The sequence below is a fragment of the Micromonospora humida genome (genome assembly GCF_016901255.1).
GTDB classification, from domain to species: Bacteria; Actinomycetota; Actinomycetes; order Mycobacteriales; family Micromonosporaceae; genus Micromonospora; species Micromonospora wenchangensis.
Window position 1 is genome coordinate 24471 of sequence record NZ_JAFEUC010000014.1, and the last position, 26106, is coordinate 50576.

A 26106-nucleotide genomic window follows, 5' to 3' on the forward strand; every position below is an offset into this window, starting at 1 on the left:
CCGGCATGGCTATCGACGCGCGTGGGGCCGACCGATCCGGCAGCCGACCGAGGCGGGACGTGAGCCGCCCCGGCCTGGCCCGGCGCACCCGCGCCACCACCGGTGGCAGCCAACCCGGCCAGGACGAGCCGGTGCCGCTGCCGGACCCGGTGACCATGCGGCTGGACGGCCGGGTCGCCCTGGTCACCGGCGCGGGCAGCGCCGACGGCATCGGGTACGCCACCGCCCGCCGACTGGCCGACCTGGGAGCCCGGGTGGCGATCGTCTCCACCACCCGGCGCATCCACGAGCGGGCCGGTGAGCTGGGCGTGACGGGTTTCGTCGCCGACCTGACCGACGAGTCCGAGGTCGGCGCGCTCGCCGACGCGGTCGCCGAACAGCTCGGTGACGTCGAGGTACTGGTCAACAACGCCGGCTTGGCCAGCCGGGCCAGCCCCGAGGTGCTCCGCCCGGTGGCCCAGCTCAGCTACGACGAGTGGCGCGGCGAGATCGACCGGAACCTGACCACGGCGTTCCTGTGCAGCCGGGCCTTCATCAGTGGGATGGCCGAGCGGGGCTGGGGGCGGATCGTCAACCTCTCGGCCACCGCCGGCCCGGTCAACGCCCTGCCCACCGAGGCGGCGTACGCGGCGGCCAAGGCGGGGGTGGTCGGGCTGACCCGGGCCCTGGCGATGGAGATGATCGCCGACGGGGTGACGGTGAACGCGGTGGCCCCCGGCACCATCTACACGGCGGCCTCCACGATGGCGGAGATCAAGCAGGGGCTCGGCACCCCGGTCGGCCGCCCCGGCACCCCCGACGAGGTGGCCGCCGCGATCAGCTTCCTCTGCTCGCCGGCGGCGTCGTACATCACCGGGCAGATGCTGGTGGTGGACGGTGGCAACAGCGTCCGGGAGGCGCAGTTCCGCTGATCAGTAACCGGTGCCGGTGCTGCTGCCGACGCCGGCCACCACGACGAGGGCGAGCCAGCCGCAGCAGACGAGCACCCCGATCGCGGTGAACGCGTAACTGAGGACCAGCCCCCAGGTGGCGAGCTGGTCGCCCTCCTCGCCGGTCCGACGGATCTGCCGTTTCGCCAGGTGGCCGAGGACGATGCCGGCCGGGGCGAAGACGATGGCGAACACCAGGGACAGGATCGCCAGCACGTTGGTCCCGCCGCCACCCGGTGGTCCGTACGGCCCGGGTGGCGGGTATCCCCACCGCTGTTCGCCCGGCGGCTGCCCCCACGGCGGCGGCTGCTCCCAGGCTGGTCCGCCGGGGGTCGGCTCCCCCCAGGCCGGTGGTTGTTCCCAGGCCGGTGGTTGTTCCCATGCCGGTCCGCCCGGCGGGGTGACGGCCGGCTGTTCGCCCGACGGCGGCCCCGTCCAGCCGGGTGACCCGGACGGTGGGGCTGACCCGCCCGGCTGACCGATGCCCGGGGAGCCACCGGCCGGGCCCGCCTCCGCCGGCGGTTGCGGGGCCGACGGCTCGGACTGCTGCGCCCAGGGGGACGGCTCGGACGGTCGGGCCCACGCCGACGGCTCGGGCGCAGCCGGGCTCCACGGTCCCTCCGGCGGGACGGGTGCGGGCGGGGTGACCGGCTCGCCGGGTGACTCGTACGGTGACGGCGGCTGCTCCGGCTCGCCCGGTGGCGTACTCACGGTGCCCGCCCTCCGCCGCAGGTCAGTGGCCTCTCTCCAGCGGACGCTACCGGCGCGCGGTGCGGCTTTTCACCCGGTTGACGCCGGGTCACCTCGTCGGGGCGGGTCGGGGGCGGTCAGGGAAGCCGGGACAGGCCGGCGGCGGCCCGCTCGACGATCAGGCAGCGGTCCTCCACGTAGTCCATGCCGGCCGCTTCGGCGATCCGCCGCGCCTCGGCGGAGACGATGCCGAGCTGGAGCCAGACCGCCGGCGCGCCGATCGCCGCCGCCTGTCGGACCACCTCGACGGCGTCCCGGGCCGGGCGGAAGACGTTCACCAGGTCCACCGGGTGCGCGATGTCGGCGAGCGACGGGTACGCCCGCTCGCCGAACAACTCGTCGACGGTCGGGTTGACCGGAATGATCCGCCAGCCGTACCGCTGCATCTGCGCCGGCACCCGGTGCGCGGCCTTGCCCGGGTCGCGGGACGCGCCCACGACGGCGATCACGGCGGAGTCGGCGAGGAGCTGCTGTGCGGTCCGCATCCGCCGAGCCTAGCCCGATTCCGGGCGGGTGGGACCGGCCCGGCCGCCGGGCCCGGGGACGGCTCTGCCCGTACGCCGCGCGCCCGACCGGCCCGCTCAGAGCAGGGCGAGCTGTTCGGGGGCGGGTGCGGGCGGTGGGGCCGACACGCGGCGGGTGTCGCCGGGTTCGCTGCGGTGCAGGCCGTGCCGGCGGGCCGCGATCCGCACCCGGGCGGTCAGCTCCCGCTGGTACGCCTGCGGCGGGTAGGCCCCGGACCGGTACAGCTCGCGGTAGCGGGGGACCAGGTGCGGGAACTCCCGGCCGAGCCAGTGCGCATACCACTGGCGGGCACCGGGGCGCAGGTGCAGGGCCAGCGGGGTGACACTGGTGGCACCGGCGGCGGCGATGGCCGCGAGGGTGGCGTCGATCGACGCGTCGTCGTCACAGAGGCCGGGCAGGATCGGCGCCATCAGCACCCCCACCTCGAAGCCGGCGTCGGTGAGCCGGCGGACCGCGTCGAGCCGGCGGCGCGGGCTCGGGGTGCCCGGCTCCACCGCCCGCCACAGGGCCTCGTCGACGAAGGCCACCGAGAACGACAGGCTGACCCGGGTGACCTCGGCGGCCTGACGCAGCAGCGGCAGGTCGCGCAGGATCAGCGTGCCCTTCGTGAGGATCGAGAACGGGTTGGCGAAGTCCCGCAGTGCCGTGAGGATCGGCGGCAGCAGCCGGTAGCGGCCCTCGGCGCGCTGGTAGCAGTCGACGTTGGTGCCCATCGCGATGGCCGCCCCGCGCCAGCGCGGCGCGGCCAGCTCGCGGCGGACCAGCTCCCCGGCGTTGATCTTGACGATCACCTTGCGGTCGAAGTCCGCGCCCGCGTCGAGGTCGAGGTAGGTGTGCGAGTTGCGGGCGAAGCAGTAGACGCAGGCGTGGGTGCAGCCCCGGTACGGGTTGATCGTCCAGCTGAACGGCACCTGCGACCCGCCCGGCACCCGGTTGATGATCGACTTGGCCTGCACCTCGTAGAAGGTCATGCCGGCGAAGTCGGGGGTGTCGAACGTGCGGGTGACCGCGCCGGGCAGCGCCAGCGGCAGGGGTGGCGTCGCTGGCGCTGCCCGGTCGGGACGCTCCTCGTCCGGGGGAGCGGAGAGGTGGTCCCAGCGCATGCCGTCCATTCGAACATGTGTGCGAGCGTGGCGCAAGTGAAACGCCGGCGGCCGGGCCGTCGGGCCCGACCGCCGGCGGCGGTGGTCAGTGCTGGTGGTTGGCGAGCTGCTTGCGGACGTCGTCCATGTCCAGCGCCTGGACCTGCTCGATCAGGTTCTCCAGGGCCGACTCGGGCAGCGCGCCGGGCTGGGCGAAGACGATCACGCCGTCCCGGATCGCCATGATCGTGGGGATCGAGCGGATGTCGAACTTGGCGCCCAGCTCCTGCTGCGCCTCGGTGTCGACCTTGCCGAAGGTGATGTCGGGGTGCTTCTCCGACGAGCGTTCGTAGACCGGGGCGAACCGCTTGCACGGGCCACACCACTCGGCCCAGAAGTCGACCAGCACGATGCCGCTGCTCTCGGTCACCTCGTCGAAGTTGGCCGTGGTCAGCTCAACGGTTGCCATTGGACTCTCCGATCAGCGCGGATTGCTTTTTCCGTCCGGTAGAACCAGGTGGTACCCCGGCAAATTCCCGGGTGGGGCGCGCCGAAACCGGCCCACTCCGAAGCGCCGATCACGCTCATCGAGCTGCATCTGTCGATGCGCGCGTGCGGACTGCACTTGCACGACGCATTTGCGTGACGGCCCGTGATGGGAGCGTTTCCAGGGAGATCGCCGCCCGGAGCAGCCAACATGCGTCAACTTGTCGCCTGACAAGGTACTACTTCACCTGCGGAGATCGCTCTCTCGTTGATCGTTAGTGACTCTGAGTATTGTTACGAAAAGATAAATGTGACCTCCGTCTCTGTTCGTTCATCGTCGTGGTGGGGCAGAATCTTCGACATCAGAGCGTGGGCGGCGGGTGCCGGGGAGGGCCCCGCCGCTCATTGCGTCTCCCCCCGGGTGGGTCCGGGAGTGACATTTCGCCGTCACCCGCCGCCCGGTATCTCCTTAACCAGCGGTAAGGCAGGTTGAGTCAACCACCGGTAAGGCATGTCGAGTCGTGCTCACCGCTGTCCGCCGACGGCGACGCGCGGGTGCCCGTACCGCGACCCCGGGTGGCGGCGGGCGCGGATCGCGCCGGGACGAGCACGTCACCCGTCCGGCGGGCTTATGCTGACGGCGGAGGTCCTGATGAGCCACTCCCTCGCCGGAGAGCCGCCCTCTGCCGGACGGCGTGCCGCACCGCTGACCAGCGCCGTCTACTCCGCCACCGAGTGGGACCTGCTCACCACCCTGCCCGGTCGGGTGCTGGTGGCCGCCGCCTCACCCGGTCCCGGTCGCCCGCCCAGGGACGTCACCGCCGGCCTCGTCGGGTTGGACGCGCTCGCCGCCGGCCGAGCCTCCGACAGTGACCTCGTCCGCGCCGTGGTCGCCGCGATCTACGCCCGGCACGACGGCGCGACCGCTCCGGTCGGCGGGCCCACCGGCCCGGCGGACCTGCCGCCGGCCTGCCGGGCCGCCGTCCGGGTGCTGCGCCGCCGCGCCGACCCCGCGGACTCCGCCGCGTACCGGCAGTGGGTGGAGTCGGTGGCGGTCCGGGTCTGCCGCACCGGTGTCCCCGACCCCACCGACCAGCGGTTCCTGGACCGCCTCGGCGACGCGTTGGGCCTGCGCGGGCGGTGAGGGCGCGGCGGTCCGGCGGACCCGGGCGGGCGCCCCGGAGGGCACCGGTCGGGGTGGCGCACGGGGCTCGCCGTTGCGGCCGTACCCTCTTGGAACCGTGACCGAGGACCAGCTCGACGTGGGTGTCGGACCGTGGCCGGGCGACCCGCCGGACGACCCGCGCTACGACCCGGAGCTGCTCGCCGCCGGCGACCGGCGCAACGTGGTGGACCGCTACCGCTACTGGCGGCGGGAGGCCGTCGTGGCCGACCTGGACACCCGGCGGCACGAGTTCCACGTGGCCATCGAGAACTGGCAGCATGACTTCAACATCGGCACGGTGGTCCGCAACGCCAACGCCTTCCTCGCCGCCGAGGTGCACATCGTCGGGCTACGCCGGTGGAACCGCCGGGGCGCCATGGTCACCGACCGGTACCAGCACGTCCGGCACCATCCGACGATCGAGGAGTTCGTCGGCTGGGCCGCCGGTCGGGAGCTGCCGGTGGTCGGCATCGACAACCTGCCCGGAAGTCGGCCGTTGGAGACCACCACCCTGCCCCGGCGCTGCGTGCTGATCTTCGGCCAGGAGGGACCGGGGCTGTCCGCCGCCGCCCGCGCCGCCTGCGACCAGCTCTTCTCGATCGCCCAGTACGGCTCGACCCGGTCGATCAACGCCGGGGTGGCCAGCGGCATCGCCATGCACGCCTGGGTACGCGCCCACGCCGCCGCCCCGCCCGCCTGACCCCTCCCCGCCCGCGCCGTGCCGGGCCGCCACCTCCACCGGGGTGGAGGCCGACCGCAGGAAATCGCCGTACGGGCGCTGAGGTGGGGAAAGGGGCGGCACGTCCGTGGCGGCGGCTTGACGGCGGGCGGTCACCGGGCCACGGTGGGGATGTGAGTGTCGTGGTGAGTTGTCCGAGGTGTGCGGGTCAGGTACGCCCACCGGACCTGATGCACGGTGAGTCGCGCTGCGTCAGGTGCGGGCCGGTGGCCCCGCTGCACGTGCCCGAGCACATCGACGCCGACATCGTGGCGAGCGTGGTGGACCGGGTGGCCGCCGAGAGCGACCCGCAGCGGCCCGCGCCGCCGCTGTGGTGCCCGTGGCCGCTGCCGTCCGGCTGGACGGTGACCGGGGTGGCCTGGGCCGGCGACGAGGCCGGTGGCGTCCGCGCCACGGCCGTCGCGTGCGCCGGGCCGGCGCCGCTCGGCGGTGGACCGGCCGAGTTGGTCCTCGTGGCCGAGGAGCCGGGGGTGGGACTGGGCACCCGGTTCGCCGGGGTGGCCGGCCCGGACCCCGGTCCAGAGTTGACGGAGGTGCTGGCCGGGCCCGGTCCCGGCCCTGGTCACCCCGAGCATGTGGAGCCCGCGCGGATCAGGGTCGGCGGCCATCCGACTCCACTGTGGTTAATCAATTCGGCAACGGATCGAAGCGCGTACGCCGGTGAGGCTCGGGGAATGTGGCTCCATGCGATAGCCTGGCCGGCGAGCGCGGGTCACCTCCTCGCGGAAGATGTCGTCCTGCACGACCTCACCGAGTGGACTCCGCCCGAGCTCGTGTACGGCGCTCCGTCCCCGTACCTGCACGGAAAGGCCTGACGGTCCTCCGGGCGAGTCGGAGATGGGACGCAGATATTCACGCTACGACATCATGCTGATACTCTGGGTGCCGCTGCGGTAAACGGACCCGGCGCCGCGCGAGAGGATGGCCCGCTATGGTCAAGAAGGTCCTCACCTGGGCCGGTATCGCATTCTTGATCTTCTTCGTTGCCTACCGGCCAAACTCGGCAGCGGACGTCTTCAAGTCGCTCGGCGGTGGCATCGTGGACATCGCCCAGGGCTTCGGCGACTTCTTCACGAGCCTCGTCGCCTAACCCCCGATGGGCAGCCCCTCCGGACCCCCGTTCGACCCGGACGATCCCGGCCGGGACCGCCGGGAGCGGGACACCGAGCCGATCCCGAGGTACCGACCCGACGACGGGCCGGCCTACGGGTCCGGGGCGGGACCGACCGGCGGACCGTCCTTCTCGGACGACGCCGGCTACGGCGACGCCCCGGGATTCGGTGGCCAGGGGCGCACCTGGGTCCGCGACCCGGAGGAGGGCTACCAGCAGCCGGTCATCTCCGAAGAGGAACTGGCCGGCCTGCGGTCCGACGCCCAGGGCATGACACCCCGCCGGGTGCTCCCCCTGGAGGACGAGCCCAGCTCCCTGGTCGCCCGCTACCTCTTCCCCACCGAGCGCTACCGGGGCGAGTGGAAGCGGCACTGGATCCACCTCGGCACCCCGATCGTCGTCGGTGTGGCGGCCACCTTCATTCTCGGCTACCTCTCCGGCTTCCTCGCCGGGCAGGACGTCGGCGCCCTCACCACCATCGCCGTGCTGCTCTGGTTCGCGGTGATGGGCTGGGTCGCGTGGAAGGTCGCCGACTGGTGGTACGACCGGTTCATCCTGACCAACAAGCGGGTCATGGTGGTCAACGGCATCGTCACCCGCAAGGTCGCCATGATGCCGCTTGCCCGGGTCACCGACATGAAGTACGAGCAGACCCCCACCGGTCGGGCCCTCAACTACGGCACCTTCGTGCTGGAGTCCGCCGGCCAGGAGCAGGCGCTACGGGAGATCAAGAACCTGCCCAACCCGAACGAGCTCTACCTGCGGGTCGTCGAGGAGATGTACGAGCCGCAGGCGGTCGAGGCCCGGTTGGGCAAGGAGGCCGACGAGGCGAAGGCCGACGACGGCGCCTGAACGTTTTCGTCCGTACGTCGGGCGAACTGCCCACCTTCCGCCGTCGACCGGACCCTGCCCGGCGTGACAGCCTGCCAGACAGGACGGGGTGCGGAGGTGAGCGGTGGCCGACCGGGATCCGCTGGAGGACGAGTTCCGCGACTTCGTCGCGGCGCGCTCCGGCGCCCTGCTGCGTACCGCGTACCTGCTCGCCGGGGACTGGGCCACCGCCGAGGACCTGCTCCAGACCGCGCTGACCAAGACGTACCTGGCCTGGCGGCGGTTGGGCGGGATCGAGGCGGTCGAGCCGTACGCCCGACGGGTGATGGTCAACACGTCCACCAGTTGGTGGCGGCGTCGATGGCACGGTGAGCGCCCCACCGAGGTGCTGCCCGAGCGGGCCGGGGTGGACGAGATCGAGCAGCAGCTCGACCGGGACGCCCTCTGGCGACACCTGCGCATGCTGCCGGCCCGGCAGCGGGCGGTGCTGGTGCTGCGCTACTACGAGGACCTGTCCGAGGCCCAGACGGCGGCCCTGCTGGAGATCTCCCCCGGCACGGTGAAGAGCCAGACGTCGCGCGCACTGAACACCCTGCGCCGCCGGCTCGCCGCCGAAGGGCTGCACGACCTCGCCGCCGACCCGACCGGCCGCCCCGCCCCGGCCGTCCCGACGGCCCGCCCGGCCACCACCACCGCCCGGCCCTCCCTCGCCGCCCGTACGTCGACGCCCGACCGGGCCACCGGCACAACCCGGACACCCGCGCCGGGCCGGACCCCGGTCCGTGGCGGGCGGCGCGCCGGCCCGCCGCCCGCCCTCGCCGATGGGCCGCCCACCCGGGTCGGAGCCTCCCCGCCGGGAGCGGCACCCGCCGGGACCGGCGACGATCCGGCGACGGTCCAGCCGGTCGGCGCGGGCACCCGACCGAACCCGACCACCGCGGTCGCTGCGGAGAGCCGATGAAACCCTCCTCACCCCGGTCGGACAACCAGACCGGTGCCCCCGAGCGTCCATTCGCCGTGACGCACGACGAGCCGCTGGAGCAGGCGCTGCGGGAGACCCTCGTCCAGCGGGTCGCCGTACCGCACCGGCTGCCCGCCGACCCGGCCGGCGTGGCGCTCGGGCGGGCCCGTCGGGTGCGACGACGGCGAACGGTCGCCGGGCTCGCCCTGGCCGGCGTGGCGACCGCCCTGGTCACCGGGGGGATGACCCAGCTCGGAGGGCAGCCGGACCGCCCCACCACGCCGACCGTGGTGCTCGGCGACCCGCGCGGGGTGGCCAGCCTGTCCGCCGGGCCGGTCGCGCCCGCCCCGCCGCAGCAACCCGCCGACGGTGGGGTCGACCTGGTCGTCGCCGGCACCCTGGTCACCGCCGCCGGGCAACGGTACGAGCTGGGCGTCGGGCCGGTCGAACGCGCGCAACGGCTACCCGACCACGGCGGCTGGCTGCTGACCGGGGCGGTCACCGCGGCCGGCCGTACCCTCTGGGTGGTGCCCGCCGGGGGTGAGCCCCGGGCGTTGCTCGCCGGAGCGGACGAGATCGCCCTGTCGCCCGACGGGCGACAGGTGGCCTGGCGTGACGACGGCCGGCTCTTCGCCGCCGTGATCGTCGCCGGTCAACTCATCGCCCCCGTGACCGGACCGCCCGCCGACGCGGTGCCGGTCCGGTTCGTCGGCGACCGGGTGCTGCTGCGGGCCGGTGCCGCAGGTGGTCACCGGTGGTGGCGGCCGACGCCGGGCGGGTCGCCCGGGCCCGTCGCCCCGGACGTCCTCGATGTCTACGGGATCATGCCGGACGGCCGGTTGGCCGCCCGGGTGCGTGCCGGGGCACGGAGCGACCTGGCCCTGCTCGGCCCCGACCTCACCCCGGCCACCACCCGGGGAGCGCCGACGCCCGCCGCCGACGGCCGGGGTGCGGTCTCTCCCGACGGGCGCTGGTTGCTGGTCAACAGCCGGGTCGCCGGGGTGGACGGCGCGGTCCTGGTCGACCTGACCGGCACCGCCCCGCCGTCGCGGACCGCCGGCCCGGTGATCGGCGGAGTGGTGACCTGGACGGACACCCGGACGGCGGGGTACGTCGACCGGGACGGCGCGCTGGTCCGGCTGCGCCCCGCCGAGGCGCTGGCGGGCCAGCGGGCCGCCTCGACCCCGGTCGCCGGGGCCGCCGACGGCGTCCGGCCGGTGCTGGTGACCGGCACCGACCCGGGGTGACCTGCCCGGGTAGCGTCGGGATCATGCCCGCGCGCCCGTTGATCGACCTGCATGCCCACTCCACCGCCAGCGACGGCACGCTGGGCCCGGCCGAACTGGTCCGGGCCGCCGCCGACGCCGGGTTGGACGTCGTGGCGATCACCGACCACGACACCACCGCCGGGTGGGCGGCGGCGGTCGACGCATTGCCGGCCGGGCTCGGCCTCGTACGGGGCGCGGAGCTGTCCTGCCGCTGGCAGGGCGCCCAACCGGCGCTCCCGCTGCACCTGCTGGCCTACCTGTTCGACCCGGAGCACCCCGAGCTGGTCGCCGAGCTGGCCCGGGTACGACGGGCCCGGGAGGCACGCGGGGAACGGATCGTCGAGCTGCTGCGGGCCGACGGGATCGACGTGAGCTGGCCGGAGATCATGGCCGCCGCCGACGGGGGCACGGTCGGTCGCCCGCACATCGCCGCCGCGCTGATCCGGACCGGCCTGGTCGCCACCACCACCGAGGCGTTCGGCCCGCAGTGGCTGGGGCAGCGGTACCGGCTGCCCAAGGAGGACATCGACGTGTTCCGGGCCGTCGCCCTGGTCCGGGCGGCCGGCGGCGTGCCGGTGTTCGCCCACCCCCGGGCCAGCCGGCGGGGGCGCATCGTCCCCGACTCGCTGATCGCCGAGCTGGCCGCCGCGGGGCTCGCCGGCCTGGAGGCCGACCACGAGGACCACACCCCCGCCGAGGCGGCGCACGTCCGGGGGCTCGCCGCCGACCTGGGCCTGCTGGTCACCGGCTCGTCGGACTTCCACGGCAGCCACAAGACCGTCCGGCTGGGCGCGCACACCACCGCGCCGGAGGCGTACGAGCGGATCGTGGCGGCGTCCTCCGGAGTGACCGGCGTCGCTTCCGGGTGATCCGCGTTTCGCCTGCCAGCGGCACCGCTACCCTCGTCCGGTGGATCTCAAGCTCTTCGGTGAGGTCTTCGTGACCCTGCTGGTCATCGTCGACCCGCCGGGCATGATGCCGATCTTCCTCGCCCTGACCGGACCGCTGCCGGCCCGTGACCGTAACCGGGCCGCCTGGCAGGCGGTCGCGTTGGCGCTCGGCGTCATCGTGGTCTTCGCCGTCGCCGGCCAGACCCTCCTCGCCTACCTGCACGTCGACCTGCCGGCCTTGCAGGCGGCCGGCGGCCTGCTGCTGATCCTGGTGGCGCTGGAACTGCTCACCGGCAAGGCCGACGACCCCAGCCAACAGGCCACCTCCAACATCGCCCTGGTGCCGCTGGGCACTCCGCTGCTGGCCGGGCCCGGCGCGATCGTGGCGACCATGCTGTTCGTGCAGCAGTCCGAGGGCGTCGGGCAGGTCTCGGCGATCGCCGCCGCGATCGTCGCGGTGATGCTGGCGGTCTGGGTGGTGCTGCGGTTCTCGGGCGGGATCGTCAAGATCCTCCGGCCGGGCGGCATCGAGGTGCTGACCCGGATCGCCGGCCTGCTGCTGGCCGCCATCGCCGTGCAGCTCATCGCCGACGCGGTGGCCGCCTTCGTCACCCAGTACGTGAACATGAGCTGATCCGCCCGTCGTGCCGCCGGCGGGCTGTCGTACCGGGCTGGCAGGATCACCGGGGTGCGACGAGCCTCCTCCGCCGGTACTCCCCGGCCCCGCTCCGGCCAACCCGAGCAACTCGGCTTCGCCGGCATGCCCGAACGGCTCTTCACCTGCACACCCAGCAAACTCGGCGCGTACGCCGACTGCCCCCGGCGCTACCGTTACGCCTACGTCGACCGGCCCGCCCCGCAGAAGGGCCCGCCGTGGGCGCACAACTCGCTCGGCGCGAGCGTGCACACCGCCCTGAAGAACTGGTATGCGCTGTCCGCCGACCGTCGGCGTCCCGAGGCGCTGCCCGCCCTGCTCAAGGGCACCTGGGTCCGCGAGGGCTACCGCGACGACGAGCAGGAGCGCGCGGCCTACCAGCGGGCGCTGGGCTGGCTGGAGGGCTACGTCGCGACCCTCGACCCCGGCGACGACCCGCTGGGCGTGGAACGGGTGGTCGCCGTCAAGACGGCAGTGCTGGCCTTCAACGGGCGCGCCGACCGGATCGACTCCCGCCCCGGCCCGGACGGCCCCGAACTGGTCATCGTCGACTACAAGACCGGCCGTACCGGGCTGGACGCCGACGACGCACGCGGCTCGCAGGCACTCGCCCTCTACGCGTACGCCGCCGAGCGGACGTTCCGCCGGCCCTGCCGCCGGGTGGAGCTGCACCACCTGCCGACCGGCACCGTCGCCGGGCACGACCACAGCGAGGAGTCGCTGGCCCGGCAGCTCAGCCGCGCCGAGGACACCGCCCGGGACATCATGGCCGCCGAGCGGGCGGTCACCGACGGGGCCGACCCGGACGAGGCGTTCCCCACCGTGGCCGGGCCCCGCTGCGGCTGGTGCGACTACCGCCGTACCTGCCCGGTCGGCGCGCAGACCCCCGGCCGTGAGCCGTGGTCGGCGATCGACCGTCCCGCCGCTCCGGTGGCCGACTGACCGGCCGTCCGCGTCGGGGCGACCCGTCCGGGGTGGTCAGGCGGCGGCGGTGCGGCGGGCGGCACGGGTCTTCGCCGCCTGCTGGATCGGGCTCTCCCGCCAGTTGCGGGGCAGCGCCGCCAGGGCGAGCCGCAACGTCCGGACGCTCAGGTCGGCCGACAGTGCGGTGGTGGGCAGCCCCAGGCCGCCGTAGAGCCGCAGCGCCCACGGCGGCAGCAGCCCGAGCGCCGTGCCGGCCACCCCGAAGTACGCCCAGCGTGGCGGCCCCAGATTCAGCCCCAGGCGGGCCGGTCGGCTGAGCTTCCACGGGATCGGCGGGGCGGTCAGGAACAGCGCAGTCTCGGCCGCCTCCTTCGTCATCCGCAGCTCGGGCCGGACCGCCCGGTAGTAGTCGGCCACCTCGGCGGCGCTGCCCGGCACCCCGGCCGGGTCCAGCCCCACCAGCGCGGCGGCCCGCCGCTGCTCGGCGTAGTACCCGTCGACCTCGGCGTCGGTCAGCGACAGGCCGGCCCGGCGGGCGGTGCTCACGAACGACTCGACCTCGGTGACGTGCACCCAGCGCAGCAGGTCCGGCTCGTCGATCCGGAACCGCTCCCCGGTGAACAGGTCGGTGGCGTGCAGCCGGGCGTGCCGGGCCCGCAGCCGCCGGCCGGCCGCCTCGGCCTCGGCGGTGGTGCCGTAGTTCACCGTGTCGATGTACGTGCCGGTGCGGACCAGCCGCCCCCAGGCGTCCGACCGGTAGTTGCTGTTCTGGGTCACCCCGGCCATCGCCCGGGGGTGCAGGGTCTGCAGGTAGAGGGAACGCAGGCCGGCGACGATCAGGATCGGCTCGTCGTGCACCTTCCAGGTGACCGAACCGGGACCGAAGAGGCCGAGATCGTCGGTGTCCACCCGTCAACAGTGCCACGCCCGGCCGGGAACCGCCGGTCGTCGGGGCGCTGCCCGGGACGCCACCGGGCGGGATGAACCTGAGCGGTCTTCGCCGCGTGTACTCCTGCGGGGCACGTCGCGACGTACGCTGTCTGCCGCAACCCGCATTCCACCCTCGGAGGTGTCGGTGTTCAAGGAGATCAACGGTCTGCCCGGTCACGTCCTGGTGGTCCACGCCGTGGTGGTCTTCGTGCCGCTGCTCGCGCTGCTCGCCAGCGCCTATGGGCTGATGCCCCGCTGGCGGCCCCGCCTCGACTGGGCGGTGGCCGTCCTGGCCGTGATCACCCCGGTCCTCGCCTGGGTGGCGACCGAGTCGGGGGAGGCCTTCGAGGAGGCGCTGCGGGCGAAGGGCTACTCGCCCGAACTGCTCGCCAAGATCCACGAGCACTCCGAGTACGGCGAGACGCTGCAGTGGTTCACCATCGGCCTGGCCGTGGCGGCGTTGCTGCTGCTGGCGGTGACCAGCAACCGGGTGCGTACCCCGGACCTGCCCGCCTGGACGCCCTGGGTGCTGACCGCGATCACCGTGGTGCTGGCCGTGTTCGCCCTGGTCTACGTCTATCTCACCGGGGACAGCGGTGCCGCCTCGGTGTGGAGCAACACGTTCTGACCGGTGACCCCCGTCGGGCGGCGGTCAGAACAGCGCCCGCGAGCAGAGCAGGCAGAGCAACACCAGCAGGACGACCCCGACCACCGCGCCGACGCTCCAGGTGATCCGTTGCGCCTGCTGCTCCGCGGCGTCCATCGCCTCCATGTCCTGCGCCGGCAGGGTGCGGGCCGGGGTCGCCGCCAGGTGTACGGGGGGACGCCAGCCCGGCGGCGGGGGCGTGGTCGGCGGCGGCCCGGCGTAACCGGCCGTCCCCGCCTGCCCCGCGCCCGCCCACCCCGGGCCCGATGCCGCCCTGCCCGTTCTCGACGCCGGCCTGCCCGATTGCGGTACCGGCCCGCCCGTTTCCGGTGCCGCCGGGCCTGCTGCCGGCCCGGACGCCCCCGGGCCGGGTCCCGCACCGGAGGGCGCGCCCGCAGCGTGCTGGCCGGGCTGGGCGGGTGGTGGAGCGGGCTGGCCGGGCTGTGGGCCGGGCTGTCCGGGTTGGGCGGGCGGTGCAGCGGACGACCGAGCCGGAAGGCCCGACGCCGACCCGTCGGCCGGGCTGGCCCAGAGCGACGGTACCGGCGAGGCCCCCGCATCCGTCGCGGCTGCGGACCCGGCTTCCGTTCCCTCCCCCGGGCCGGCTGCGGACCCGGCTTCCGCTCCTTCTCCCGGGCCGGCTGCGGACCCGGCTTCCGCTCCTTCTCCCGGGCCGGCTTCGGCAGTTACTCCTCCCGGGCCGGTTGCGGGCTCTGTCTCTGTCGTGCCGGCTTCCGCCCCCCTTCCCGCGCCGGCCTTACCGGACGGGTCCGTGACGGGCGGGTGCGGCTGGGAGGAAGCGGGTGGCGGGGCCGCGTCCGTCTGTTCCGCCGTTTCCGCGTCGCTCGACGTGGGTGTCGGTCCGGTGGGGGAGGGGGTGGGCGGGCGTCGCCAGTACTCGTCCTCGGGGCTGGCACCGCTGGGCGTCGTCACGCCGTCCGACGCTACCAACGCGAGGAGCCCGTCAGCCGGTCCGACGCGGCGATCTTCGACCGGCATCCCCCGGCGCTGGTGGCGGTTCGGTCGGCTGCATCCCGCCCGCTGCGGTCCGGGTGGGTGCCGGAGAAGCGCCTTCGGTGGTGCGCCGGGGTGGGTCCGGCGCGGGGTAGTGTTGCCGATCGTGATCCCCGAGGACCCGGCCGGGCATGGCGTGCCCGGCGACGACGACCGCACGGTCGACCTCAGCGACGACTTCGTGGTGTTGCCCGAGCAGACCACCGACGACACCGATTTCGGTTGGGGTGAGCGCCGGGGCGGCAACGACGACTGGTTGCTCGCCGAGCGTCCCCCGCACTGGAGCTGACCCCCCGGGGCCGCCCGACCGGGCACGGTCGTCGGTAAGATCCACTCAAGGGTGCCGATGTTGCGGTATCCGGGGTGGGCGATGCCGCAACATCGGCCCCGCTGCGCGCCCCGAACCGCCGTCGACGACGACGGGATCATCCTCGGATGACGACGCTGAAGCGGCTGCCCTCCGGCTGGCCGACCGAGCGCTGCGCCTGATCGGGTCGGACCGCCAGGTAGAGCGCGGACGAGCCGTCGACCGCGTTCCCACCCACCACGTCGAGCACCAGCGCGTCGGCTGCCAACAGGACCGTCTCACCGGCGTTCCGTCCCGCCGGGAGCACGAGCAGGTCGACCCGCGCGCCGGGGCGCAGGACCGCGAGGGCGGCCGGCTCGGCCAGGCGTACGGGCACTCCGACGAAGCCGCTCGGCAGTGGCAGCGCATCTGGAGCCTTCCCGTCGGCAGCTCGATCACGAGCTGGATCGGGTCGGTCAGCGTCCTGCCGGTGTGGGGTGGCGATCCCGTCGGCAGCCGTACGCCCGTGGGATGTGGTGGGGGCGGGCCGGCCCGCGTCCAGGACGATCACCGCCAGACCCAGCAGAACGGCGACCAGCACCGCGCGCACCAGGGTCGCCCCACCCGGCCGACGCGGCCAGCGGAACGGTCGTAGCGAGCCGTCGCCGCCCGTGCCCCTGGCCGCCATGACCCACCTCCACCTGTTCCACCGGGATGCCCCGGTGGCGTCCCGGCTCAGCAGGCTAGGCGGAAACCACACACCTTACGAGCCGTTGTCCACAGCCTGTGGACAACGGCTCGTCCTGTGGAAAACCCACCCGCCCCGGGCCCGCCCCGACCGCCCCGGCCCGGACCCGGGGGCGGTGATCAAGAGGTTCGCGTCATCCGCAGAGATCCACTTGACGCGAATCTCTTGATCAACCCGGGCTGGCGGGGGTGGGGTGCTGGGGGTGGGGGTCAGGAGGAGGTGCTGGTGGCGGGGGACTTGGTGGAGCTGGACGAGCCGGACGCCGGGGACCCGCCCGAGCCGGACGACGAACCCGAGCCGGACGCCGGGGACCCGCCCGAGCTGGACGACCCGCCCGAGTTGGACGACGAACCGGAACCCGAGGAGTCTCCGCCGGACGAGGAACCCTCCGACTTCGGCGACTTCGCCGCGCCGCTCTTGCCCTCGCTGCCGGAGGCCCGGGAGTCGGTGCGGTAGAAGCCGGAGCCCTTGAACACGACCCCGACCGAGTTGAAGACCTTGCGCAGCCGCCCCTCGCACGCGGGGCACTCGGTCAGCGGCTCGTCGGAGAACGACTGCACCGCCTCGAGCTGGTGGCCGCACGCGGTGCAGGCGTACTGGTACGTGGGCACGTTCTCCTCCGGATCTGGTACGGCCGGTTGGCACTCGACGTATTCGAGTGCCAATGGTGCGTCATCGGACCCGGATTCGTCCAGCGGACGTGATCGTCCTCCGTCCACCGGGCGTCCCCGGACCGCAGCGTCAACTCACCGGATGATCAACGGAGGTTGGTGCCGGAAGCGCGAGGAGCCCGTCCGACGGGGTGAGCGCGGCACCCACCGGCCGGTCGTGCGGCTGGGCGGGCAGCGCCGGGAGCAGTTCGCCGTCGTGCAGCAGCGCCACGGTCAGGGTGGCCGCCGGCACCCGGGCCAGGGCCCGGTCGTAGGAGCCGCCGCCCCGCCCCAGCCGCAGGCCGCGCCGGTCCACCGCCACCGCGGGCACCACCACCAGGGTGGCTCCGACGATCGCCGTCCGGCCGAGCCGGGGGCCGTCCGGCTCGCGCATGCCCCGGCCGGCGGCGACCAGGGTGCCCGGCCCGGCGTAGGCGGCCCAGTCCAGGTCGAGATCGTCGCACAGCACCGGCAGCAGCAGTTCCGCCCCGGCCGGCAGGGCGGCCCGCAGCACGTCGGGCAGGTCGGGACCGCCCGGCTCGGAGCCGACCGGCACGTACCCGGTCATCCGGGCCGGCCGCAGCCGGCGTACCAGCGCGGTCAGCTCCGCCTGGACGCGCGCCGCGGCGGCGGCCCGCCGGGGTGCGGTGAGCGCCCGACGGCGGGCGAGCAGCGCGACCCGCGTCTCGCGTTTCGCCGCGTGGACTGCTTCCGCTTCATCAGAAAAATCGGGCACGCAACACTCCTGACGCAACGCTGTCAACACGGTTGCTCTGTGTCAGCATCGCAGGAACGGGCCTGGAACTTCCGGGGGGACAGCGTTGACGCTACGCGGGCGGTTGACGGCGGCCTTCCTCACGGTGGTGCTCGGCCCGGTGCTGCTCGGCGCGGTCTTCGTCGGCACCACGCTGTCGACGGTGGACCGCAGCCGGTCCACCGAGCGCCTCGGCCTGGCCGCGTCCGCCGTGCGTACCTCGATCGACGCGCTCTGCCAGCAGTTGCGGGCCGCCGCCGACGCGGTGGCCCTGCGCCCCGACCCGGCGACCCGGGCGGGCACGGCCGGTCAGGTGGTCAGCCGGGGCCTGGCCGCCGCCGTGCTGGTCACCGACGTTGCCGGCGGCACCACGTACGCCACCCCGGGCGGACCGGCGACCCCCTGGCAGGACTGCACGGGGACGACCCGCAGCGGCGGACCGGTGCGGGCGCTGAGCGCCCGGGTGGACCTGCGTGACCCGGCCGGCACGCCGCTCGGCACGGTGGCCGCCGCCGAGGTGGTCGACCCGGCGTTCGTGGCCCGACTGGCCGCCGCGACCGGCGTCGCGGTCACCCTGCTCGACGACACCGACGGCCCCGACCGGATCACCCACACCACCGAGACCCGTCGGGTACGCGAGGCGGTGCTCGCCGCCGCCGGCTCCCTCGACGGCGACCGGGTCACCGCGACCCCCGACGGCCGGTACGTCAGGCGGCTCGGGCCGGCCCCCGGGCAGCCGCTGCCGCTGGTGCTCTCGGTCGCCGGTGAGCAGCCGTCGGGTCTGCCGGCGGCGCTGGTCGGGGCGGTGCTGCTGGCCGCCGTGCTGGCCGTGCTGACCGCGTGGCGACTGGCCCGGGTCACCACCCGGCCGCTGGTGGAGCTGGCCGGGGCGGTGGACCGGGTGGCCCGGGGTGACCTGACCACCCGGGTGCCGGTGCGCAGCCGGGACGAGATCGGCCGGCTCGCCGCCGCGTTCAACCGGATGATCCGGGAGACCGCCGGGTACGTGACCGCGCTGACCAGCAGCCGGGACCAGTTGCGCGGGCATCTCGGGGTGCTCGGGGACACCCTGGCCAGCACCCACGACCTGCAACGCATCCTGCGGGTGATCCTGCACAGCGCCGTCGCGGCGACCGGGGCGCGGGCCGGGGCGGTGCTGCTGCGCGACGACGCGGCGACGCTCGTCGGGCGGTGCGCGGAGGGGCTGGCCGGGCGTTGCCCGGCGGGCACCGAGCCGGAGGAGCTGCGGGTGCCGGTCGGCGCGGGGGTGGTCGGTGCGGTCGCCGCCACGGGCGAACCGCAGCGGGGCCGGGTGTCGCCCGGGGCGACGCCGCCCGGCGAACCGTGGTGCGAGACGTACGTGGCGGTGCCGTTCACCGCACCCGGCGGGGACGCCACGGGTCGGGAGCCGGCGGTCGGCGTGCTGGTCCTCTACGACCGGCTGGGCGGCGACGAGTTCGACGACGACGACCTGGCCACCCTGCGGACCTTCGCCGGGCACGCGGCGGTGGCGGTGGAGAACGTCCGGGTGCACGAGGAGGCGCAGCGGCTGTCGCTGACCGACCCGTTGACCGGGCTGTGGAACTACCGCTACCTGCGTGAGTCGTTGCGTCGGGAGGTGGAGCGGGCCAGCCGGTTCGGTCGGATGCTCAGCATCCTCGTTCTCGACCTGGACCGCTTCAAGACCGTCAACGACAGTTACGGACACGCCGCCGGGGACGCGGTGCTCGCCGAGTTCGCCCGCCGGGTGCGGGGCGAGATCCGCGAGGTGGATCTCGCCTTCCGGCAGGGCGGCGAGGAGTTCGTGGTGCTGCTGCCGGAGACCGACGCCCGGGGCGCGGCGACCGTGGCCGAGCGGTTGGGCGCGGCCGTGCGGGACACCCCGGTCGTGGTGCCGGGCCATGCGGGCGGCCCGACGACGATCGCGGTGTCGGTCTCCATCGGCATCGCCGTCTATCCCGACCACGCCAGCACCGGTGTGGAGGTGCTGGACGCCGCCGACGAGGCGTTGTACGCGGCCAAGGGCGCCGGCCGCGACGGCTACCGGGTGGCGACCGCGCGGCCCCGACCGACGCCGGTCGCGGACGGTGCGGTCGAGGAGATCGTCGTACCGGCGGGGGCGACCAGCCCGGCCGACGGCCTGCCCCGCGCCGGCCCTCCCACCGACCCGCCCTCCATCGACGAGCCATCCGCCCGCCGGCCGCCCGCCGACCGGGCTCCCGTCGACGACCTGCCGACCGGCCTGCCGGTCGACGGGTCGACGGGTCGGCACGCCGTCGGCGCTCCCGGTGTGACGCAGCCGGGCGGCGCGTCTTCCGGTCCTCACCCGCCGCGGCAGAGCCGTGGCCGATAGTCTCGCGGCATGTCGGAGCACTCAGCGAACCCCTCAACGACCGCCGCGACCGGTCGCGCCCGCGCGGTCAAGGCCGTGATCCCGGCCGCCGGCCTGGCCACCCGGTTCCTGCCGGCCACGAAGGCGGTGCCCAAGGAGCTGCTACCGGTGATCGACCGCCCGGTGCTCCAGTACATCGTCGAGGAGGCCGCCCAGGCCGGCATCGGTGACGTGCTGCTGATCACCGGCCGGGGCAAGACGTCGATGGTGGACCACTTCGACCGTCGCCCCGACCTGGAGGCCCGGCTGGAGGCCAAGGGCGACGCGGACCGGCTCGCCGCGGTCAAGCGCCCCAGCGAGCTGGCCGAGATCTACACCTGCCGCCAACCGGAGCAGCTCGGTCTCGGCCACGCCGTCGGCTACGCCGAGTCGCACGTCGGCGACCAGCCCTTCGCGGTGCTGCTCGGCGACGAGTTCGTCAAGCCGTCCGAGCCGCTGCTGCCGGCCATGTTGGAGCTCCAGGCCCGCACCGGCGGGGTGGTGCTGGCCTTCTTCGAGGTCGACCCGGCCGAGACCAAGCGGTACGGCATCGCCTCGGTCGCCCAGGCCGAGGCCGAGCTGACCGACATCGGCGAGGTCGTGAAGGTCACCGGCATGGTGGAGAAGCCCCAGCCGCAGGACGCCCCGAGCAACCTGGCCGTCCTCGGCCGGTACGTCCTGCCGGGGCGGATCTTCGACGCGATCCGGCGTACCGAACCGGGCAGCGGCGGGGAGATCCAGCTGACCGACGCGATGGAACTGCTGCGTAGCGAGGGGGTGCCGGTGCACGCGATCGTCTACCGGGGCACCCGCTACGACACCGGCATGCCGCTGGGCTACCTCCAGACAGTCGTGCAGATCGCCGCCGAGCGGGAGGACCTCGGCACCGAGTTCCGCGCCTGGCTGACCGAGTTCGTCAACAACGGCGACGAGACGGTCACGGCGGCGGTCCTCAACGGGGTACGCGACGCGGCGGGCGGCTCCGGTACATGACCTCGACGGCCGACGCCGAGGCGGCCGCGAACGAGTTGACGCCGCTCGCCGACTACCTGGGCAGCGTGCTGCGCAGGTTGCGCGCGCTGCCTCCACTCGACCTCGACCTCACCCAGGCGTACGGCAACGTCCTCGCCTCGGACGTCGTCGCCCCGCACTCGTTCCCCGCCTTCGACCAGGCGGCGGTGGACGGGTACGCCGCGCGCTGGGAGGACCTCGTCGGGTACGGCCCGGTCCCCACCCAGGGGCCGGGCCGTCCGGTACGCCTCAACGTGGTCGGTGACCTGGGGGCGGCGAGCTGGCGACCGGTCCGGCTCACCCCCGGCTCGTGCTTCTCGGTGGCCGCCGGTGCACCCATGCCGATCGCCGCCGACGTGGTGGTGCCGGTGGAGTGGACCGACCAGGGCATGGCCGCGGTGGAGATCTTCCGTACCCCCAAGCGGGGGTACGGCGTCCGCCGCGCCGGTGAGGAGTTGCCCGCCGGCACCGTCCTCGCCCGCGCCGGCACCTACGTCGCCCCGGCGTTGGTGGCCGTGTTCGCCGCCACCGGCATCGGGCACGTGGTGGTCCGGCCCAGCCCCCGGGTGGTCATCGTGGCCACCGGTGACGAACTCGTCGACGTGGGCCGGGGCAGCCAGCCCGGTCAGGTGGTGGACGCCAACTCGCACGCGTTGACCGCCGCCGCCGCCGAGGTGGGCGCGTTGGCGTACCGGGTGGGGATCTGCGACGACGACCCGGAGGGGCTGCGCGGCCTGCTGGAGGACCAGACCCTGCGGGCCGATCTGATCATCACCACCGGCGGCACCGGCACCGGCCCCGGTGACATGGTCCGGCGGATCCTGTCCCGTCGGGAGGGCGGCCGGGCCGGGCCGGTCACGTTCACCGATGTGGCGCTGTACCCCGGCACGGCCCTCGGGTTCGGTACCGTCGGCGCCGAGGAGGTGCCGGTGGTGTGTCTTCCCGGTGAGCCCGGTGCGGCGTTGATCGGTTTCGAGGTGCTGGCCCGGCCGGCGATCCAGCTGCTGGCCGGCGCGGAGCCGGTGTTCCGGCCGAGCGTCCGGGCGCACCTGCTGGAGACCATCTCGTCGCCCGGCGGGCTGCGGGAGTTCCGCCCCGCGCACGTGGCCGAACGGCGCGGCGGGGGCTACACGGTGCAGCCGCTCAGCGGTGGTCCGTACACCCTGTCCGGGCTGGCCGAGGCGAACGGCCTGATGGTGCTCGGCGAGCGGGTGACCACCGCGGCGGCCGGCTCCACCGTGGACGTGCTGCTGCTGGACCGGCGGCGGTGAGCCGGCCCGGGCGTGCCGACGCCCCGGTGGCGGACGGGAGGTCGGCGCGGTGAGCTGGTTCGGGCGGGCACCGGGATGGCCGGTGGTGCTGATGGACGGTCCGGTGGTGCTGCGGCCGTACCGCCGATCCGACGCCGGCGCCTGGTCGTCGGTGCGCCGGGCGAACCGGGCCTGGCTGGCACCCTGGGAGTCGCATCTGCCGGGCAACTGGGACGAGACGAACTCGCCTGCCGCGTTCCGTTACGTGCACGCCGACCAGCGGCGCTCGGCGCGTACCGGCGAGGGGATGCCGTTCGCGGTCTGCCTGCGTGAGGACGGCCGGGAGCAGCTGGTGGGGCACCTGAACGTGGGCAACATCGTCCGGCGGGCGTTCTGCTCCGGGTACGTCGGCTACTGGGTGGACTCCCGGGTGGCCGGGCGCGGGGTGATCCCCACCGCGATGGCGCTCGCCGTCGACCACGCGTTCGGCGCGGGTGGACTGCACCGGGTCGAGGTGAACATCCGGCCGGAGAACAAGCCGTCCCGGCGGGTGGTGGAGAAGCTGGGCTTCCGCGAGGAGGCGTACCACGTCCGCTACATGCATATCGACGGTGCCTGGCGTGACCACATCGGATACGCGATGACCAGCGAGGAGGTGGCCGCCGAGGGCGGTCTGCTGGCCCGCTGGCACCGGATGCGTCACGACGCCGGGTGAATCGTCCCACGCGTGGGATGCGGCGCGGCGTGTCGGCATCCCGGTCGGCGGCCCGTAACCTCAAGTAACTGCAAGCTGCGGCAAGCGCTGCCCGGCCGCAGGATCTGCGCCCAGGGCGAGGTTTCGGGGAAGATCCTGCTGTCGAACGGCGGTTGCCCCGAATTCGGTGACGGGAGGGGTGAGGGTGCCGACCTCGGTGCTCCTCGCCGTCCTCGCCGCCGCCGGTCTGCTCGCCCTCGCGCCGGCGCTGGTCCGCCGGTACGACGCCACCGAGCGGCTGGTGGCGGAGCGGGCGCAGTCGACGGCGCGGGTGCTCCAGCGCCGTCGGCGGCGTCGTACTGTCCCCGGGCGGCGGCCGGTCAACCAGCCCCGCGCGCTCGTGGTCACCCTGGCCGAGGACGCCGCCACCGGTAACCTCGGTGTCCCCGTCTCCGCGCCGCCGGCCCGCCGCGCCGCCCCGCCCGCCAAGCGTCGGTCGGGTCGCCTGCGGGCCGTGCCGCCCACCGCCCGGCAGGCCCGCCGCCGTCCGCCCCGGCACCACACCCCGGCCGTCTACCGGCGGCGTCGGGTGCTCGCCGCGCTGCTGCTGCTCAACTTCGTCGAGCTGGTCGGCGTGGTCGTGGTCAGCCCCGGCTTCTGGATCAGTTTCTCGGTCACCGCCACCCTGCTCGTGGTGTACGTCGTACACCTGCGGCGGCGGGCGCTGGCCGAGCGTCGGCGGCGGCGGATCCGGGCCCGGGAGGCCGCCTGGCTGGCCGCCCGGCAGGCCGAGGTGCGCCGGGAGCAGGCCCGTCGGGCGGCGGCCCGCCGGGAGGCGCAGCGCCGTCTCGCCGCGCAACGCGAGGCGGTACGCCGTACCGCGATGGGCCTGGACCGGCCGACCGACCTGCCGGCTGCGGCCAGCGGGGGCGGCTCGGTGTCCTACCGCCGCTCCGGCGGACTGCGTGGCCGCCCCTACCAGTCCGGCCGCGACCCCCGCTGACCCCACCCCTGGCCACTGCCCCGGTGATCGACGGGGCGTCCCGGTGATCGACTCGCCGGGGCCGAAACAGCGGCTTCCGGGCGGTCGGATGCCGCTACCTGGGCCCACAGGCGCGGGCGGACCGTCGGGGGGCGTGGCGGGAGGGGTGATTCGCCCGGGGGGCGGGTGGGCTGTTAGTCTTGGCGCCGGCCCGCCCGGTGAAAGCCGGGTGGGACCGAAGCCGGTCCACCGGCGGAGGGGCTGTGGCGCAGTCTGGTAGCGCACCTCGTTCGCATCGAGGGGGTCTGGGGTTCGAATCCCCACAGCTCCACCAGGAATTTCATGATCAAGGGCGGGTCTCCGAGCAGGGGGCCCGCCCTTGATCATGTATCCCGGGTCGACGGGGCCGCTCAGGGGAGGGTGACGCCGTAGGCGGCCAGGATCTCGGCGACCGGCTGGTAGTAGGTGCTGCCCCCGCTGGTGCAGTTGCCGCTGCCGCCGGAGAGGATGCCGATGATCACCCCGGTCGCGGCGACGTAGAGCGGGCCGCCGCTGTCGCCCGGCTCGGCGCAGATGTTGGTGCGGATCAGCCCGGACACGCTGCCCTCGGCATAGTTGACCGTCTGGTTGAGGGCGGTGACGGTGCCGCACCGCACGCCGGTGGTGGAACCGCTGCGGCAGACGGCCTGCCCGACGTACGCGGTGCCGACGCCGTTGAGGGTGAGCAGCCCCGGATAGGTGTAGACGGCGCTCGGGTGGCTGACCCTGCCGGTGTAGCGGACCAGGCCGTAGTCGTTGACCGGGAAGCTGCTGCCGGTCCGGGTGCCCAGCGCGGTCGTCTGACCGCTGTCGGCGTACCAGGTGGTGGCGGTGGCGGTGCAGTGGCCGGCGGTGAGGAAGTAGTACGTGCTGCCGCTGTGCACGTTCGCGCCCAGTGAGCACTTGGCACCACCACCGTAGATGCTCTGCCCACCGGCGATGAGCAGGCGCAGCCGGCCGGGTTCACGGCGCACGTCCGCGCCTTCCCGTGCGGCGAGGGCGCGCAGCGCGCGTAGCTGCTCCGGCGCGACGGTGTCGTCGACGGTGAGCGTCGGCCGCCCGGTCGTCGGGTCCGGGCCCCACGCGGTGCCGACGGTGCGCACCTGTGCCAGCCCCGCCGCGGCCGGTGGGCCGCTGACGCCGGGGTGGGCGGCAGCCTGGTGGTCGATGCCGGCGTACGCGGCGGCCGGGGTCGCCGGCAGCAGGGTGACGGCCAGGGTCAGGGCGACGAGCGAGAGACGACGCATCCCCCACCTCCAAATCGATCGCTGTGGGTCGATGCGTCAAGCATCCGCCGGTGTCGGACCCGATTCAAGACACGGCAGCGATCCCGGCCCCGCGACGCCGACGGGCCGGCCCCCCGCCAGGGGCCGGCCCGTCGGACAGATCGGTGCTCAGGGCTTCCAGGAACCGGCCGCCTTGAACTTGTGCTGGTACTCGACCACGCCGTTCTTGTCGGCCACGTCGAACACCACCGAGCCGGCACGCTTGCTGCCGGCCGGGATGCCGCTGCCCGAGTCGAGCAGGTCGCCACCGCAGCCGGAGAACGCGCCCGCCAGGCCGTTCACCGTGGTCCCGTCGTCGGCCACCCACTGGAAGTAGAACGGGTTGATCGACGAGGTGCCCTTGGTCACCGTGGCGGTGACGTCGGCGATCAGGTACATGCCCTTGTTGGGCGGCGGCGCGAACGAGCGGCAGCCCTTCGTCGAGGTGCTGAAGCTCCGCAGGGTGATCTCGATGGTGCCGTCGTCGTCGCTGATCACCAGCGTCTGGCCGGCCCTGAGGTTGAACGCCTGGTCGGTGGACGACGGCGCCGCCGACGGCGGGTCACCGGGCAGCCCCGGCGCCGCCGTGACACCGGGGGTGGGCACCGAGGGCCGGTACTCCCGGGCCGCGTCGTCGGCCTGCCTGCCGCCGGCGACCACCAGGGCGATGATGCCGCCGCAGCAGAGCAGCGCCACCAGGGCGACCACCAGGCCGACGACGATCCAGACGTTCTTGGTCGACGAACCGGCCGGCTTCGCCGGACCCAACGGATAGCCGGGCCCACCGGGCGGTGGCGGATAGCCCCCGCCGGGCGGCGGGTAACCCCCGCCGGGCGGTGGCGGATAGCCGCCACCGGAGACCGGCGGGTAGCCCGCGCCCGACACCGGCGGGTAGCCCGCACCGGAGACCGGCGGCGTGCCCCCGGGCTCGTACGACGGCTGCGGCGCCCCCGACACCGGCGGCGGCGCGTACGGCGACGGCGGCGCGTACGGGTCGGAGTAGGACGGGTCGGGGACCGGGGGTGGCGCAGCCGTCGGGTCGACCGGGTAGTACTGCCCGGGGGGCGGCTGGTGCGGGTCCTGGGGCCCGTAGGGGGGCTGGGGCTGGTTCACCGTACTCCTCGTTCGACGGTCGGCACTCGGGGAAGGC

28 protein-coding genes and 1 tRNA gene are annotated in these 26106 nt (G+C 74.4%); 19 read left to right on the forward strand and 10 right to left on the reverse strand.

What is annotated here, in order from left to right:
• Positions 1-74: 74 nt before the first annotated feature.
• Positions 75-911: an SDR family NAD(P)-dependent oxidoreductase gene (locus JQX11_RS24780; RefSeq protein WP_194823078.1), complete on the forward strand. Its 837-nt coding sequence runs from the start codon at positions 75-77 to the stop codon at positions 909-911.
• Here the strand turns inward: JQX11_RS24780 and JQX11_RS33490 are convergent, their stop codons facing one another.
• From JQX11_RS33490 to trxA, 4 genes are all read right to left on the reverse strand, one after another.
• Positions 912-1640 (reverse strand): DUF4190 domain-containing protein, encoded by a 729-nt coding sequence (locus JQX11_RS33490; RefSeq protein WP_204927367.1) that lies wholly within the window; start codon positions 1638-1640, stop codon positions 912-914.
• Positions 1641-1756: 116 nt separating this feature from the next.
• Entirely contained in the window at positions 1757-2164 is a 408-nt protein-coding gene (locus JQX11_RS24790) for a CoA-binding protein (protein ID WP_204927368.1), read from the reverse strand.
• A 96-nt stretch (positions 2165-2260) separates the two neighbouring features.
• Positions 2261-3307 carry an Rv2578c family radical SAM protein gene (locus JQX11_RS24795; RefSeq protein WP_204927369.1) on the reverse strand — a complete coding sequence of 349 codons (1047 nt, stop codon included), beginning with the start codon at positions 3305-3307 and terminating at the stop codon, positions 2261-2263.
• A gap of 85 nt (positions 3308-3392) precedes the next feature.
• Positions 3393-3755, reverse strand: a complete 363-nt coding sequence (trxA, locus tag JQX11_RS24800) for a thioredoxin (protein ID WP_088647038.1) — start codon at positions 3753-3755, stop codon at positions 3393-3395.
• Between the two features lie 669 nt (positions 3756-4424).
• On the opposite strand from trxA, the gene JQX11_RS24805 reads away from it, so the two are divergent.
• From JQX11_RS24805 to JQX11_RS24850, 10 genes are all read left to right on the forward strand, one after another.
• Positions 4425-4916, forward strand: a complete 492-nt coding sequence (locus JQX11_RS24805) for a hypothetical protein (protein ID WP_204927370.1) — start codon at positions 4425-4427, stop codon at positions 4914-4916.
• A gap of 97 nt (positions 4917-5013) precedes the next feature.
• Positions 5014-5637, forward strand: coding sequence for a TrmH family RNA methyltransferase (locus JQX11_RS24810; protein WP_204927371.1), 624 nt, complete (start codon positions 5014-5016; stop codon positions 5635-5637).
• A gap of 164 nt (positions 5638-5801) precedes the next feature.
• Positions 5802-6491, forward strand: coding sequence for a DUF6758 family protein (locus JQX11_RS24815; RefSeq protein ID WP_372444636.1), 690 nt, complete (start codon positions 5802-5804; stop codon positions 6489-6491).
• A 116-nt stretch (positions 6492-6607) separates the two neighbouring features.
• Positions 6608-6766, forward strand: coding sequence for a hypothetical protein (locus JQX11_RS24820; protein ID WP_165942702.1), 159 nt, complete (start codon positions 6608-6610; stop codon positions 6764-6766).
• A 6-nt stretch (positions 6767-6772) separates the two neighbouring features.
• Positions 6773-7639 carry a PH domain-containing protein gene (locus tag JQX11_RS24825; RefSeq protein ID WP_204927372.1) on the forward strand — a complete coding sequence of 289 codons (867 nt, stop codon included), beginning with the start codon at positions 6773-6775 and terminating at the stop codon, positions 7637-7639.
• A gap of 103 nt (positions 7640-7742) precedes the next feature.
• Positions 7743-8579, forward strand: coding sequence for a SigE family RNA polymerase sigma factor (locus JQX11_RS32735; RefSeq protein ID WP_307826347.1), 837 nt, complete (start codon positions 7743-7745; stop codon positions 8577-8579).
• A 56-nt stretch (positions 8580-8635) separates the two neighbouring features.
• Positions 8636-9826 carry a TolB-like translocation protein gene (locus JQX11_RS24835; protein WP_307826348.1) on the forward strand — a complete coding sequence of 397 codons (1191 nt, stop codon included), beginning with the start codon at positions 8636-8638 and terminating at the stop codon, positions 9824-9826.
• Positions 9827-9849: 23 nt separating this feature from the next.
• On the forward strand, positions 9850-10716 hold the full coding sequence (locus tag JQX11_RS24840) for a PHP domain-containing protein (protein ID WP_204927374.1): 867 nt from the start codon (positions 9850-9852) through the stop codon (positions 10714-10716).
• Between the two features lie 40 nt (positions 10717-10756).
• Positions 10757-11371 carry a MarC family protein gene (locus JQX11_RS24845; protein ID WP_204927375.1) on the forward strand — a complete coding sequence of 205 codons (615 nt, stop codon included), beginning with the start codon at positions 10757-10759 and terminating at the stop codon, positions 11369-11371.
• Between the two features lie 126 nt (positions 11372-11497).
• Complete coding sequence (locus JQX11_RS24850; protein ID WP_204927521.1) at positions 11498-12334, forward strand: RecB family exonuclease; 837 nt, start codon at positions 11498-11500, stop codon at positions 12332-12334.
• A 36-nt stretch (positions 12335-12370) separates the two neighbouring features.
• Here JQX11_RS24850 and JQX11_RS24855 read toward each other — a convergent pair whose 3' ends face one another.
• Complete coding sequence (locus JQX11_RS24855) at positions 12371-13225, reverse strand: oxygenase MpaB family protein (RefSeq protein ID WP_204927376.1); 855 nt, start codon at positions 13223-13225, stop codon at positions 12371-12373.
• A 166-nt stretch (positions 13226-13391) separates the two neighbouring features.
• Here JQX11_RS24855 and JQX11_RS24860 point away from each other — a divergent pair, with 166 nt between their 5' ends.
• Both JQX11_RS24860 and JQX11_RS24865 read left to right on the forward strand, forming a co-directional pair.
• Positions 13392-13874 (forward strand): DUF2231 domain-containing protein, encoded by a 483-nt coding sequence (locus JQX11_RS24860; protein ID WP_204927522.1) that lies wholly within the window; start codon positions 13392-13394, stop codon positions 13872-13874.
• A gap of 1129 nt (positions 13875-15003) precedes the next feature.
• Positions 15004-15195, forward strand: coding sequence for a hypothetical protein (locus JQX11_RS24865; RefSeq protein ID WP_372444632.1), 192 nt, complete (start codon positions 15004-15006; stop codon positions 15193-15195).
• A 136-nt stretch (positions 15196-15331) separates the two neighbouring features.
• Here JQX11_RS24865 and JQX11_RS24870 read toward each other — a convergent pair whose 3' ends face one another.
• From JQX11_RS24870 to JQX11_RS24880, 3 genes are all read right to left on the reverse strand, one after another.
• Positions 15332-15880 (reverse strand): flagellar biosynthesis protein FlgA, encoded by a 549-nt coding sequence (locus tag JQX11_RS24870; RefSeq protein WP_204927377.1) that lies wholly within the window; start codon positions 15878-15880, stop codon positions 15332-15334.
• Between the two features lie 269 nt (positions 15881-16149).
• Positions 16150-16605, reverse strand: coding sequence for an FmdB family zinc ribbon protein (locus JQX11_RS24875; RefSeq protein WP_232378525.1), 456 nt, complete (start codon positions 16603-16605; stop codon positions 16150-16152).
• Between the two features lie 76 nt (positions 16606-16681).
• Entirely contained in the window at positions 16682-17326 is a 645-nt protein-coding gene (locus tag JQX11_RS24880) for a 5-formyltetrahydrofolate cyclo-ligase (protein WP_204927378.1), read from the reverse strand.
• Positions 17327-17411: 85 nt separating this feature from the next.
• Here JQX11_RS24880 and JQX11_RS24885 point away from each other — a divergent pair, with 85 nt between their 5' ends.
• The 6 genes from JQX11_RS24885 to JQX11_RS24910 all read left to right on the forward strand — a co-directional run bounded on the left by JQX11_RS24885 (position 17412) and on the right by JQX11_RS24910 (position 23986).
• Positions 17412-19697, forward strand: coding sequence for a diguanylate cyclase (locus JQX11_RS24885; RefSeq protein WP_204927379.1), 2286 nt, complete (start codon positions 17412-17414; stop codon positions 19695-19697).
• A gap of 9 nt (positions 19698-19706) precedes the next feature.
• Positions 19707-20708 (forward strand): UTP--glucose-1-phosphate uridylyltransferase, encoded by a 1002-nt coding sequence (locus tag JQX11_RS24890; RefSeq protein WP_204927380.1) that lies wholly within the window; start codon positions 19707-19709, stop codon positions 20706-20708.
• Complete coding sequence (locus tag JQX11_RS24895; RefSeq protein WP_204927381.1) at positions 20705-21997, forward strand: molybdopterin molybdotransferase MoeA; 1293 nt, start codon at positions 20705-20707, stop codon at positions 21995-21997. The genes JQX11_RS24890 and JQX11_RS24895 overlap by 4 nt, the downstream gene beginning before the upstream one ends.
• Before the next feature lie 91 nt (positions 21998-22088).
• Complete coding sequence (locus JQX11_RS24900) at positions 22089-22691, forward strand: GNAT family N-acetyltransferase (RefSeq protein WP_204927525.1); 603 nt, start codon at positions 22089-22091, stop codon at positions 22689-22691.
• Between the two features lie 178 nt (positions 22692-22869).
• Entirely contained in the window at positions 22870-23673 is an 804-nt protein-coding gene (gene sepX / locus JQX11_RS24905; RefSeq protein ID WP_204927382.1) for a divisome protein SepX/GlpR, read from the forward strand.
• Positions 23674-23909: 236 nt separating this feature from the next.
• Positions 23910-23986 (forward strand) — tRNA-Ala (locus JQX11_RS24910).
• A gap of 76 nt (positions 23987-24062) precedes the next feature.
• Here the strand turns inward: JQX11_RS24910 and JQX11_RS24915 are convergent.
• Both JQX11_RS24915 and JQX11_RS24920 read right to left on the reverse strand, forming a co-directional pair.
• The gene (locus JQX11_RS24915; protein ID WP_204927383.1) at positions 24063-24938 is read right to left on the reverse strand and encodes a S1 family peptidase; all 876 of its coding nucleotides are present in this window, start codon (positions 24936-24938) and stop codon (positions 24063-24065) included.
• A gap of 147 nt (positions 24939-25085) precedes the next feature.
• On the reverse strand, positions 25086-26069 hold the full coding sequence (locus tag JQX11_RS24920) for a DUF4352 domain-containing protein (RefSeq protein WP_204927384.1): 984 nt from the start codon (positions 26067-26069) through the stop codon (positions 25086-25088).
• Between the last annotated feature and the right edge of the window lie 37 nt (positions 26070-26106).